Here is a 12,738-nt window from a genome sequence, read left to right on the forward strand (position 1 = left end):
CGGTCAGACAGCGTCTTTCACGGCCTTGGCGATGGCTGCTTCATCGATGTCGTGCAGCCCGATCACGACCAGTCGCGTGGAGCGCGCTTCATCCTTGCCCCATGGACGGTCGAAATAATGCTCGATGCGTGGACCGACTGCCTGCACGACCAGACGCATCGGCTTGCCCGGCACATCGACAAAGCCTTTCAGGCGAAGAATATCGTGTTCCGCAATGACCGCTTTCAGTTTTTCCGTGAACAGCTTGGGATCGCCCACAGAGCCCGCTTCGACTACGAAGCTCTCGAACTCGTCATGATCGTGCTCATGTCCATCTGCATGATGGATTTCATGGTGGGATTTGCGGTTGGCGATGTCGTCTTCAGTGCCAACGCCAAGGCCGAGCAAAACGTCAGCTCCCAGTTTGCCAAAGCTCGCAGGAACCATATTCACCCGGCGCGACGAACGCTCGGCCACATCGGCCTTAACACCGTCGAGCATCGAGGCGTCAATCAGATCGGCCTTGTTGAGAACAATCAGATCAGCAGCATGAATCTGATCCTCAAAAAGTTCCTCTAAGGGGCTTTCATGGTCAAGAGATTCATCCGCTGCGCGCTGTGCATCCACCTTGTCGTGGTCATCGGCAAAACGACCTTCGGCAACGGCTGCCGCATCAATCACGGTTACTACACCGTCGACTGTTACCTGCGTCTTGATTTCCGGCCAGTTAAATGCGGCGACGAGTGGTTGCGGCAATGCCAGACCGGAGGTCTCGATCACAATATGATCTGGACGATCAGCGCGATCCAGAAGCTTGGTCATGGTCGGGATGAAGTCATCGGCAACGGTGCAGCAGATGCAACCATTGTTCAACTCGATCACATCTTCTTCGCGGCAAGTCTCGATACCACAACCTTTCAGAATACCGCCATCGACACCGAGATCACCGAACTCATTGATAATCAACGCGATGCGTTTTCCGTCAGCGTTTTCCAGCAGGTTGCGGATCATCGTCGTTTTGCCCGATCCGAGAAAACCCGTGATGACTGTTGCGGGAATTTTCTGTCCCTGCATCGATTTATCCCTTCATCTTGAGCGGCAGCCCTGCCGCCATGAAATAAACTTCATCCGCAACTGCGGCCACTGCCTGGTGCAGAAAGCCTGCATGATCGCGAAATTCCCGTGCCATGCGATTTTCCGGCACAATCCCAAGTCCAACTTCGTTCGAAACAAAAACAACAGGCCCGGCAAGGTTCGGCAGCATAGCAACAAGACTTGCCGTCTCTGTTGCTATATCGCGCTCGGCCATCATCAGATTGGTCAGCCACAGGGTCAAACAATCGATCAGCACGAACCGATCCGCAGCAACATGCAATGTTAGTGCGCCAATGAGATCGAGCGGTTCCTCTACCGTCTGCCATTCTGAACCACGGCGGTCGCGGTGAATGGCAATGCGGCTTTCCATTTCCTTGTCGAAGGCGCGTCCTGTTGCCAGATAGAGCAGCTGAAGCCCCGAGGACGCAGCCATCTTCTCGGCATAGGACGACTTGCCCGAACGGGCTCCGCCAAGGACCAGAACCGATTTTCCCGGCGAAGCCATTTTCATCAGCCCTCAATCTCGGACGATGCATAGTGCTGGATGAACCAGCCGAGTGCGAGGCCGATCACCGCCCACATGAACAGGTTCGTCGCCAGCGATGCGACTGCATATTGCGAAGCAAGCAATGATGGAATCGGTGACGAGATCTCTTCCGGATGCGGAGCACCATAGAGATGTGGAGCCACGATCAACACCAGACCGAGGATTTTTGCCCAGATTTCCTGGCGCAACACGATGAGATAGAGCCCCAGACCGCTCAGCGCCACGGTTGCAATCCACCAGAGCTGACGTTCGGCCAGATCAGCCGCAGGCATTGCCGGCAATTCCGGTGACAAGCCCAACGCGGGCAGAAAAGCGACCGCAAAAAAGCCCGCAACACCCCAATAAATGCCATTCTGTACCGTAATGCGGCGCCCTAGAAGCAAGGCCACGCCACCAAGCAGCAAGGCAAACCCCGCTCCTGCTACGAGATTGGCAAGGATCGTATTGCCCAATCGCCCAAAAGGCAGTTCGGCGCCTTCTTCTTCAGCATCTGCGGCAGCGGCACCATGATCATGCGGCGTGGCTTCCGCCTCGCCATGGCTGTGCCCCCCACCAGCATCTTCATAGACTTCGGCTTGCAGGATCAAAGGCACTGTCTTCAAATACATGGCGGGAGTAACCAGCAGCCCGGCCAGAAGACCGGCAGCAAGTGTCGCCAACAAATAACGGATCAACATTTCTGTCCCTCAATAGCAATTTCGCGCCGATGGCCGTCCGCCATCGAGCCTTGCTCAGCTTCAATTCTCAAAAAGGTTAGGCTGCTCAGTGGCAGGGAAAACCATAAGAATGGCGCGTATCATGTGCTGAATCGTGCAGCGTATCGGAATGGGCAAGCCCTACACCGTAAATCAGGAACGCGCCGAGAAGCAGTGACACCACAGCAGTGCCCAGACGGGCAGCAAGCGGCATTGCGAGTGTGCTGGAAACAGAATCTTGAGTACGTGCAGCCATGACAACCTCCGTGCAGGCAGCAGGGAAAGACCTCCCATGGGGTTCAGGCTCTATGCCTTCACGCAACAGGCAGGTCTCCTGGCTCACGGGTCGCGGGGATTGAGGCTACCTTCCCAGAAGCCTTTAATGCTTCCAGTGGTTACCGGCTGCCCGGCTTGCCTCATCCCTCACCGCTCTACAGTCGCGGGGTCGGCTGCGATAAAGACGCCCGGATTGGGTCCGTCCGTCGCATTCCCTTTTTGGTATCGCCGGGATTCGTCCCGGCAAAGACCTGTTGCACGATTTTGACAGTAGGCTTTCGCCCCTTCGGCGTCAATCAGCGAACATACAACCACATTCGAAGGTTTTGGCCTCTCAGTCGCACCCAGCCATCAATTACATCGGCATGACGTGAAATTCTGGACCAAAGCCAAATCATGAGACCAATGATGAGCGTCCAGGCGATGACAACATCAGACAGGAAATGTGCCCCCATAAACACGCGATTCAATGATACGAGTGCAAGAACCGGAACTAAAATAACCGCTACATTTAATCGAAAACGTGCCGGTACAAGGATCAAGAGCGGCAGCATTGCAGCCGCTGCCGACGATTCACCCGATGGGAACGAACAACTATGACCACACATGCGCGCTAACTGCCAAGCTGGGGTAAAATCAGTCGTCCCTCCGAACTCCACTAGGTTCCTCGGTCGCGCCCGACCAATAAGAAGTTTTAGACTATGGACGAGAACACCAGGGCCAAGCGCGTAGGTAAGTACAACATAGACAACCTTATGCGGCGCAATGATTGAAAGTGGATGACGCCATAAAGCATAGAGTGCCACGAGCGTGACCATAGATACTAACAGATACCATTGACTGAGCCGGTGAAAATCTCGCAATGCGATCCAGTTTGGATTGTGAGAAAAATAGAAACTACCCGCTTTGAAAAAATATCGGGAGACAATCAAATCAGTCTGAGGGAAAATAATAAAAAAACCACTGACTACCACAAAAGAATAAAGGAGCAGATTCTGCACTCTTAGATTACTGAAACGAGATGCAGACCCAGAAGAAACAAAAACACTCAATAAACACCCATTAAATAAATATAATACTAAGTTAATAAATATTCACATATAATAAAAATATTTCTATACAACTATGATAATAAAATAAATCGTTTAAAATAACTAGCAATTAATAAGATTTAAGGCAGTGCGGAACATGGTAAAGATACAAGCTCACATTCAACGGATTTTGAACAGTGCATCGATATCAAGACAGGCTTCCAACCCTTCGGCCAACTCATCCAATGCAGCTTCCACGCCAGCGCGATAGTTCACCGAACTGCTCCGCACACCAAGATTTTCCAGAAATCTCCGGCGAAATTCATCCGCATTGAAAACACCATGGAGATAAGTCCCCGTGATACGCCCATCTGGCGATACAGCTCCATCGTCATGCTCGCCAATGCGGGCGAAGGGACGCCCCATATCCGGTCCGGTCGTTCGACCGATATGAATTTCATAACCTTGCAGCGGCACATCATGGAGAAGCGAGGTCGCCTGCACATTGCGGACCACCTTTTCAGGCTCCATCACAGTTTCGATATCGAGAAGACCAAGACCGTCAATGTCGCGTACATGCCCCTCGATACCAGACGGGTCGCTGATATGGCGACCAAGCATCTGAAACCCGCCGCAGATACCGAGCACATGACCGCCTCGTTTCACATGGGCAGACAACTGGCGATCCCAGCCATGGTCACGAACCGCCTGCATATCGGCTATCGTGGACTTCGTCCCCGGCAGAACGACAAGACCCGCATCACCGGGAATGCTCGAACCGGGCGGCACCATGACCACTTCTACATCCGGTTCAGCTTTTAGCGGATCAAGATCGTCGAAATTGGCGATGCGCGGCAACATCGGCACAGCAACCACAAGCGACTTCTTGTCTCCGCGAACGGCACGTTCAAGAACGACAGAATCTTCGGCTGGCAGTCTCGATACCGCTTTCAGCCACGGGACAACGCCGAAAGAGCGCCAGCCGGTAAACCGGGTAATGGCAGCCAGCCCGTCATCAAAAAGCGAGATATCGCCCCGGAACTTGTTGATCAGAAAACCGCGAACCATGGCGCGGTCCTGTTCGGAAAGAATAGTGTGCGTGCCGACGAGAGAAGCGATAACGCCGCCTCTGTCTATGTCGCCTACGAGAACAACCGGAACATCGGCCTGCGTGGCAAACCCCATATTGGCGATATCGCCAGCCCGCAGATTGATTTCAGCCGGCGACCCTGCCCCTTCCACCAGCACAAGGTCCGCGCCTTCGCTGACCATGGCGAAGGATTCCATGACAGCCGCCATGAGTTGCGGCTTCAATTCCTGATAGTAGCGCCCGCGCGCTTCGCCCCGCACCCTTCCCTGCACGACGACCTGGCTACCCATGTCGGTCTGCGGCTTGAGGAGTACCGGGTTCATATGGACAGACGACGGTACAGCGCAAGCCAATGCCTGCAACCACTGAGCCCGGCCGATTTCACCGCCATCGTCGCTGACCGCTGCATTGTTGGACATGTTTTGCGGCTTGAAAGGGCGAACATTGAGACCGCGATTGCGCGCAACGCGGCATAGTCCGGCAACAAGAACACTTTTGCCGACATCCGAACCCGTTCCCTGAAACATGATTGCGCGTGCCATAAATTGCTGCGTAACTTAAACTGAACTCGCTGGCAACGGGACCTTGATCGGCGAGCATCTATGCAAAAATGCGCATCAGTTTATTACAAATGTGAGCAACATTATTCCAATGGAGCGTTGGCAGCCCTCCGCGGTTATGATCTAGTCCAGGGGAAGAGGTACGGTGCTACAGGGAGGAAACCATGGATGCTGCCGACCAGAACCAGTTCGAACTGAACGAAGATCAGCTTGCCATTCAGGATATGGCGCGAGCCTTCGCCAGTGATCGCGTTGCCCCGTATGCATTGGAATGGGATCGCGAAAAACATTTCCCGGTCGATGTATTGCAAGAGACCGGGCCGCTTGGCATGGGCGGCATTTATGTGCGTGAAGATGTAGGCGGCTCGGCACTCAAACGGCTCGACGCAGTGCTTATTTTTGAAGCGCTGGCAACCGCATGCCCTTCATTTTCGGCTTTTGTCTCCATCCACAACATGGCCGCGTGGATGATCGACACCTACGGTAACGACGAACAGCGCCAGCGCTTTCTGCCGAAGCTCACGTCGATGGAATCGCTTGCCAGCTATTGCCTGACCGAGCCCGGATCGGGTTCGGATGCCGCCGCGCTTAGAACACGGGCCACACGCGATGGCGACCATTATATTCTCAACGGTTCCAAGCAGTTCATTTCCGGTGCAGGCGCCACAGATGTCTATGTGACGATGGTGCGTACCGGTGAGGACGGCCCCAAGGGAATTTCCACCATCGTTGTGCCAAAAGATGCACCCGGCCTTTCGTTTGGCGCGAATGAATTCAAGATGGGCTGGAATGCGCAACCGACGAGAACCGTCATATTCGATAATTGTCGCGTCCCCGCTGAAAACCTTCTCGGCGAAGAAGGTACCGGCTTTCGCATAGCGATGGCAGGACTTGACGGCGGCCGGCTCAATATTGCCGCCTGCTCACTCGGCGGCGCGCAATCGGCACTCGACAAGTCGCTGGAATATTGCAGCCAGCGTAAGGCTTTCGGCCAGACAATCGATCGTTTTCAAGCGCTGCAATTCCGCCTGGCGGATATGGAAACCGAACTCTCCGCGTCGCGCCTGCTTCTTTACACCGCTGCAAGCAAGCTCGATCGCAAAACACATGATGCAGGCAAATGGTCAGCGATGGCGAAGCGCTTCGTTACCGACACGGGTTTCAATGTGGCGAACGAAGCGCTGCAGCTTTTCGGTGGCTACGGCTATCTGCATGAATACGGGATCGAAAAGCTTGTCCGTGATCTCCGCGTGCACCAGATTCTCGAAGGTACAAACGAGATCATGCGTGTGATCATTGCGCGCCAGATGATCGGACGTTGATTTCAAAGTGCATCCCGAAAAGTGGAACGGCTTTCGGATAAGATGCACGTACTTCCAGTTAACAACCGCCAAGGGAGGAATTCATTATGGCCACAATAGCATTTATCGGCCTTGGCAATATGGGTGGCCCGATGGCCGCCAACCTTGTGAAAGCCGGTCACACCGTCCGCGGCTTCGACCTCTTGCCGCAACATCTTGATGAAGCGCAGGCCAATGGCCTCTCGATAGCGTTGAGCGCGCAGGATGCAGTTGCTGACGTCGACGTGGTCATCACCATGCTGCCAGCAGGAAAGCACGTTCTCTCTGTCTATGAAGATATTGCACCAAAAGCTCGAAAAGACTCACTTTTCATCGACTGCTCCACAATCGACGTGGATTCGGCACGCAAAGCACATGAACTGGCCGCGAGCCACGGACATCTTTCCATTGATGCACCCGTTTCCGGCGGCACCGGTGGCGCTTCGGCAGGTACGCTGACTTTCATGGCTGGTGGCAGCGACGAGGCGTTCAAACGCGGAGAGCCGATCCTGCAGCCCATGGCCGGAAAGATCGTTCATTGCGGCGGCGACGGTGCAGGACAGGCTGCAAAGATATGCAACAATATGATCCTCGGCATATCGATGATCGGTGTCAGCGAGGCCTTTGTCCTGGCTGAAAAACTGGGCCTGTCCCATCAGGCGCTCTTCGATGTGGCGTCAACGTCATCGGGGCAATGCTGGTCACTGACAACCTACTGCCCTGTTCCAGGCCCCGTTCCGACATCACCGGCAAACCGCGACTATAAACCCGGCTTTGCGGCAGCTTTGATGCTGAAGGACCTCAAACTTTCACAGGAAGCCGCCCAAAGCGCTGGCGCGGAAACGCCGCTTGGCGCACATGCACAGGAACTTTACAGCCTTTTTGACGGTGAAGGTCATGGCGGCGAAGACTTTTCGGGCATCATCAACTACCTACGCGCCAAATCCGGAACAAAGTAAACAATTGCCAATGCAAAAAACTTGCATTGTTTAGATTTGCTTAAGTCTCTGATAACCGTACGGTAACGATGTTGGGCTAGAAAGGAGCAAGAGACGGGGTCACCCCGGCTCAACGCTCCGGATCTGGTACTGCGTACCGGAGCTCAGTATATCCCGCCAGTGTATTGTTCGGCGGAGATGCCATGCGTAATTGGCAAAACCGTGCACCTCTGGCAGCGCGGTTTTTGCCATTTAGGCCTACGAATAGTTGCCTAAATCTGGCCCGTTGCTCTTGATCCCGCAAAATTGCACAATTACACGCCTTTGTTACAAAGCTTTTTGAGCCGTCCGATTGAAATCCGGACATAATCCTGTGAAATGCAGAACGCTTCCGGTGAAGCCTGTACAGATTATTTTTTATTCAGGGCAATGAGTTTGACTGCACAACGATCAGCCACCGCTGTTTCCACTGCCGACAGGAGGCTTTTCGGCCTGCCTTTGGCTGTAGTTTTTGTGCTGTGCTATTTCGCGTTCCAGACCATTCTTGTCACCGTCGTTTCCAACGGCGCCGGTCTCGATGACGCCGAGCAACTCGCCAATATCGGTTATCTGGATTGGGGGTATGGCGGGTCGCAGCCCCCTCTTTATACATGGATTACCAATCTGGTAGCGTCAGTGCTAGGCACATCGATGCTCACGCTCCAGATCGTCAAGTTCAGCATTCTCGCCAGCCTTTTCCTGAGCGTTTACGGTGCCATGAGACTGCTCGGCTTTTCGCGCATCGTTGCGTCAGCCAGTATGCTTGGCCTGTTTCTCATCCCACAGATCGGATGGGAATCGCAGCGTGCCCTGACGCATTCGGTTGCAGGAACAGCGGGTTGTGGCTGGGCCTTTCTGGCCTTTGCCTGGCATATGCGCGCGCGTCATGCAGGCTCCGCTGCCGCGCTTGGCGCCGCCATGGCGGCCGCGCTTCTCGGCAAGTTCAATGCCTCATTCTTCCTGCTCATGTTGATCGTGACGGGACTTCTTATTCCAGAATATCGCCGCATACTGCTTTCCAAGTTGAGCTTCGTTACAATCCTGGCATTTGCAATCTGCTTTGGTCCAACTGCATTCTGGATGCTGGCCCACAAATCAAGCGTCCTGGCGCGCGCCAACAAGTTCGAGATCGGCGCTTCAGGCAATGTCGTGTTCGATCGACTGATGGGGGTCGAGAGCCTCGTCGAAGCAGCGTTTCTGTTCTCGATCCTTGCACTGGCAATCGCGGGCATTATCGCGCTCATTCACTGGAAAAAGAGAACGGCACCGTCTACCCCGCTCGCCGTCGGCGAGAAGTTCATACGCCTCCTGATTCTCGTCGGGCTGGTTATCGTTCTGGTCGGCGTTGTCGCCACCGGCGCAAATAACGTAAAAGATCGTTGGCTGCAGCCGGTATTGTTCCTCACTCCGGCACTAATGGCCAGCCTTTTTGCCCGATACCGGATCGGAAACAGGGCGTTGATCGACTATGCCGTCGTCAGCGCGGTCGTCGCACTCATCGTTCCGCCAGTCCTGAGCTATTATCTGACTTACGGTTCAAGTTCACCGCCCTATGGCCAACTCGACTATCGGCATCTTTACGAAGAAGTGCAGGCGAAAGGTCCGTTCAAGACGATCCTGACGGACAATGCGCAGATACCGGGCAATTTCAGATTGTTTGATTCGTCCTTGCGTGTGGTGCATCCCGAAACGCCGGACGCCAGAGCGCATTTGACACCACCCGTGCTCGTTATGTGGTTTGGTGGTGCTGTACCGAATGACCGTATTGCAGCATTATTGCAGAATGAGAACATTCCTGTGCCTCAAAACATCATCACCACCACCGATATTCAATACAAGACCCGACCGGACAAGCACATAACAGTCAGCTATTTTCTGGCTCCATAAAGAAAAGGCCCGGTATACCCGGGCCCTTCTGTTCTCTTTACTCTACAGTTTCCTGAACCGCATGGGCGGTGCCCTTTACGTCGCGACCAACGCCGCGAACAGTATTTGCGCAGGACGCAAGCGTAAATGCGCAGAGAACGATAGCTACAGGGACAAGTCGGGTCAGCTTCATGACAGTCTCTCCAATGGGATGCGCGTTTCTGCTCTTTTGAAGGAGCAGATGCATAGAGTTCCAAGTCTATTCAAACCAGTTATGCCTCCCGCCACATACGAAGCCCCTGCCCGGCATCTGGCGGTGAAGCCGATTCACTCGGCTGTCACAAAATAAATCTAGCGCAGCGTTTTTCACTGGCAAGAGAATGCATTAGTTACCATCCCAATAAACTGTGAACCACCATCAGCAGGAACGAAACGTCTCGAAGCGCCCGGAACGGCGGTAGCCTTCGAAAACACTTCGCAGATGGTCGGCAACAACCTGAATGTGCGGGCCAGCTTCGGGCTTCACAACCATGCCAAGCTGATAGCGGCCCAGAGCAGGCAGACCATGCTCCGGCCCCAGGGCAACAATCCCGTCACTCAATAGGGTTTTACCGAACGGTGCAATCGCGAGATCAGCCATGATCGCAGCACGCTGTCCCGTCGAATGCGAACTCATATAGGCAATACGGTAAGGACGGCCGCTGCTTTCAAGCGCCTCCAGCGCACTGCCACGCCAGGCACAGCCCTCTTCCCAAATGGAAAGCGGCAGAGGCTCCCGACGATAGGCCGTACCGCATTTGGCACCAGCCCAAACCAGTTCCTCGTCCAGCAGAACTTCCACATCGCCCTTGTTCAATATCGTATGAGATACATTGATCAGCGTCACATCCAGTCGCCGTTCATCGAGCCGCTTGCGCAGGTTGCTGCTCTGGTCGATCACCACATCGACCGTTACGCCGGGATGGCTTTCAGCAAAACGCTTCAACACCAGCGGCAGCACGCATTCGCCGATATCGTCCGGCGAGCCCAATCGAACAACGCCAGTCACCGTGGGCGCTACAAATTTCGAAACTGCTTCTCGATTGAGCGCCAGAAGACGACGCGCATATCCAAGCAGAATTTCGCCATCGCTCGTCAGCGTCACCGAGCGTGCATCCCGATCGAAAACTGCAACGCCAATCTGTTCTTCCAGCTTCTTGATCTGCATCGAAACCGCAGACGGGGTGCGAAACACCGCGTTCGCCGCAGAGGAAAAACTTCCCGTATCGGCGATCGCCACGAATGTACGCAGCACATCAATATCGAGCATTGGAAGGGGGTGTTGAACGGGCGCTGTCATCACGGACTCCGTTTTCAGTACATTGTTCAAATTTTCTGATCTTAAACCTTTCTATATTTCGTTTGATTGAACGTCAAGCCGAATGCACATTCAAGACACGAACAAGCAGAGCTGCAGCGAGCGTATCTACCGAACCTTCTGAATGAGGAGAGAGAAAATGACCATTCAGTGCCAATCCGCTCCCAACGGCCGGACAACTGCCATGCGCTTTACGGCAACATCATCCGCTGCGAGGGCACCATCGTGGTTTCTCGAATTTTACGCCAAAGTGCAAAAGCAGGTGGAAATCTGGTCATTCGAGCGTCGCGTGAGACGGAGCCGTCGTGTTCTGGAAGCGCTGCCTGAGCACATATTGCACGATATCGGCTGGCCGAACGTGGATGATCGTCTGCCAGGCATCGCCAAAAACACGGAAGAGTTCAAGCGTGGGAAGTAAAGCCAATTGAGGGCGATCATACGATCCGCCCTCAATTTCCCGACATTGAATTACCTTTTCGCGGCAGGCATTTAGCCGCACTTTGCAACCTACCCGTTCTGTGTCTCAATAGAACACTGTCTTGTTTGCGCCATCACCGTCCCCCTGTGAATCCGGGTTGACGCGACAGGAACACCGGTCTGAAAGCGACCGGGAAAAACCGGGCCCAAAACCACCCGGAGTCGTGACGGAGACACAAGGCTTCAGCTGCGTCGGGAACCGCAGTCAGAGCCTTCGAGAATGGGAACGATCGGGCATGATCCAGGCTTCATCGGTTAAGCGGTCTATTGTCTTTTTTCTTGTTCCAAACTTTTCGATGATTGCGTTCGCAACGGCCATCGAACCGCTGCGCATCGCAAATCGGATGCTGGGCTATGATGCTTATCGATGGCGATTGACATCGGTTGACGGAAAACCGGTGACCGCATCCAATGGTGTGGAATGCGCAGTCAACGCATCGCTGGAAGACGAGCGACGCTTCCTGCAGCGCGAGCAGCGCCCCTCGATGGTATTCGTCTGCTCCGGCGTTTATGTGGAAGAATTCAGGAACAAGTCGGTCTTTGCGTGGTTGCGCGAAGAATATAATCGCGGCGTGGCAGTCGGTGGGCTTTGTACGGGCGCCCATATACTGGCCGCTGCCGGGCTTTTATCTGGCAAGCGCTGTGCAATTCACTGGGAAAATCTGCCGGGCTTCTCGGAAGCCTTCCCCAAGGCCGAGGTCTATGCCGATCTCTTTGAGGTCGATGGCAACCTTTACACCTGCGCAGGCGGGACCGCCTCTCTCGATATGATGCTGAAACTGATCGGAGATGATTTCGACGCCAACCTGGTCAACAAGATCTGTGAACAGGCGCTGACTGATCGTGTCCGCAGCCCGCAGGATCGCCAGCGCTTGCCTCTGCGTGCCCGGCTCGGCATTCAGAATTCCAAGGTGTTGACCATCATCGAGATGATGGAAGCCAATCTTTCAGAGCCGCAGGCATTGATCAATGTAGCCCATACGATTGGTCTTTCGCGGCGTCAGGTGGAGCGTCTTTTCCGACAGGAGATGGGCCGGTCTCCGGCACGTTATTATCTGGAAATTCGACTCGATCGCGCACGGCATCTATTGTTGCAATCGTCCATGCCTGTGGTCGAGGTCGCAGTCGCCTGTGGCTTTGTTTCGGCGTCGCATTTTTCCAAATGCTATCGGGAATTATACGGACGCTCGCCACAACAGGAACGGGCAGAGCGCAAAATGCTCATCGCCGCTTAAACGCGACACTAAGGAAAGATGGAGCTGCATCTTGAATGGAGCAGCTCCACTCCAGTCAGCTTTCAAAATAAAATCAAAATCATACAGGCTTTTCCGGAATCAGTTCCACAGATCGAACCATCTATGGATGCAGGATTGTTGGATATGTCGCGAACAGGACAGCAGATACTCAACCTTCCGGGATTTCCAGAAGCTGCGATGCAGTCGTCCGAC

The 12,738-nt window shown here is 54.2% G+C and carries 13 protein-coding genes and 1 riboswitch; of the genes, 5 read left to right on the forward strand and 8 right to left on the reverse strand.

From position 1 onward, the window contains the following. Positions 1 to 3: 3 nt before the first annotated feature. The 6 genes from cobW to F9K94_RS03960 form a co-directional block, all read right to left on the reverse strand. Positions 4 to 1,053: a cobalamin biosynthesis protein CobW gene (gene cobW, locus F9K94_RS03935; RefSeq protein WP_061346098.1), complete on the reverse strand. Its 1,050-nt coding sequence runs from the start codon at positions 1,051 to 1,053 to the stop codon at positions 4 to 6. Between the two features lie 4 nt (positions 1,054 to 1,057). Further along, positions 1,058 to 1,579: a bifunctional adenosylcobinamide kinase/adenosylcobinamide-phosphate guanylyltransferase gene (cobU, locus tag F9K94_RS03940; RefSeq protein WP_151644126.1), complete on the reverse strand. Its 522-nt coding sequence runs from the start codon at positions 1,577 to 1,579 to the stop codon at positions 1,058 to 1,060. A 5-nt stretch (positions 1,580 to 1,584) separates the two neighbouring features. Further along, entirely contained in the window at positions 1,585 to 2,298 is a 714-nt protein-coding gene (locus tag F9K94_RS03945) for a CbtA family protein (protein ID WP_151643746.1), read from the reverse strand. A gap of 85 nt (positions 2,299 to 2,383) precedes the next feature. After that, entirely contained in the window at positions 2,384 to 2,572 is a 189-nt protein-coding gene (locus F9K94_RS03950; protein WP_061346096.1) for a CbtB domain-containing protein, read from the reverse strand. Between the two features lie 51 nt (positions 2,573 to 2,623). Beyond that, a riboswitch (cobalamin riboswitch) is annotated at positions 2,624 to 2,862 on the reverse strand. A gap of 26 nt (positions 2,863 to 2,888) precedes the next feature. After that, positions 2,889 to 3,644: a phosphatase PAP2 family protein gene (locus F9K94_RS03955; RefSeq protein WP_151643748.1), complete on the reverse strand. Its 756-nt coding sequence runs from the start codon at positions 3,642 to 3,644 to the stop codon at positions 2,889 to 2,891. Between the two features lie 159 nt (positions 3,645 to 3,803). Continuing rightward, positions 3,804 to 5,255, reverse strand: coding sequence for a cobyric acid synthase (locus tag F9K94_RS03960; RefSeq protein WP_151643750.1), 1,452 nt, complete (start codon positions 5,253 to 5,255; stop codon positions 3,804 to 3,806). 182 nt (positions 5,256 to 5,437) lie between these two features. On the opposite strand from F9K94_RS03960, the gene F9K94_RS03965 reads away from it, so the two are divergent. The 3 genes from F9K94_RS03965 (at position 5,438) to F9K94_RS03975 (ending at position 9,477) form a co-directional block, all read left to right on the forward strand. Further along, positions 5,438 to 6,595: an isobutyryl-CoA dehydrogenase gene (locus F9K94_RS03965; RefSeq protein WP_151643752.1), complete on the forward strand. Its 1,158-nt coding sequence runs from the start codon at positions 5,438 to 5,440 to the stop codon at positions 6,593 to 6,595. An 86-nt stretch (positions 6,596 to 6,681) separates the two neighbouring features. Further along, positions 6,682 to 7,572, forward strand: coding sequence for a 3-hydroxyisobutyrate dehydrogenase (gene mmsB, locus F9K94_RS03970; protein WP_151643754.1), 891 nt, complete (start codon positions 6,682 to 6,684; stop codon positions 7,570 to 7,572). 408 nt (positions 7,573 to 7,980) lie between these two features. Beyond that, a complete protein-coding gene (locus F9K94_RS03975) occupies positions 7,981 to 9,477 on the forward strand; it encodes a glycosyltransferase family 39 protein (RefSeq protein ID WP_151643756.1) in 1,497 nt (498 codons plus the stop codon). 37 nt (positions 9,478 to 9,514) lie between these two features. Here F9K94_RS03975 and F9K94_RS03980 read toward each other — a convergent pair whose 3' ends face one another. Together F9K94_RS03980 and F9K94_RS03985 are read right to left on the reverse strand one after the other, a co-directional pair. Then, positions 9,515 to 9,649, reverse strand: coding sequence for an entericidin A/B family lipoprotein (locus tag F9K94_RS03980; protein ID WP_012091850.1), 135 nt, complete (start codon positions 9,647 to 9,649; stop codon positions 9,515 to 9,517). Positions 9,650 to 9,874: 225 nt separating this feature from the next. After that, on the reverse strand, positions 9,875 to 10,795 hold the full coding sequence (locus tag F9K94_RS03985; RefSeq protein ID WP_061346091.1) for a LysR family transcriptional regulator: 921 nt from the start codon (positions 10,793 to 10,795) through the stop codon (positions 9,875 to 9,877). Positions 10,796 to 10,952: 157 nt separating this feature from the next. Between F9K94_RS03985 and F9K94_RS03990 the strand changes: the two genes are divergently transcribed. After that, positions 10,953 to 11,231 carry a DUF1127 domain-containing protein gene (locus F9K94_RS03990; protein ID WP_151643758.1) on the forward strand — a complete coding sequence of 93 codons (279 nt, stop codon included), beginning with the start codon at positions 10,953 to 10,955 and terminating at the stop codon, positions 11,229 to 11,231. Positions 11,232 to 11,526: 295 nt separating this feature from the next. Then, positions 11,527 to 12,525, forward strand: a complete 999-nt coding sequence (locus F9K94_RS03995) for a GlxA family transcriptional regulator (protein WP_012091847.1) — start codon at positions 11,527 to 11,529, stop codon at positions 12,523 to 12,525. The last annotated feature ends 213 nt before the right edge of the window (positions 12,526 to 12,738 follow it).

It is taken from the genome of Brucella tritici, assembly GCF_008932285.1.
Lineage (GTDB): Bacteria > Pseudomonadota > Alphaproteobacteria > Rhizobiales > Rhizobiaceae > Brucella > Brucella tritici.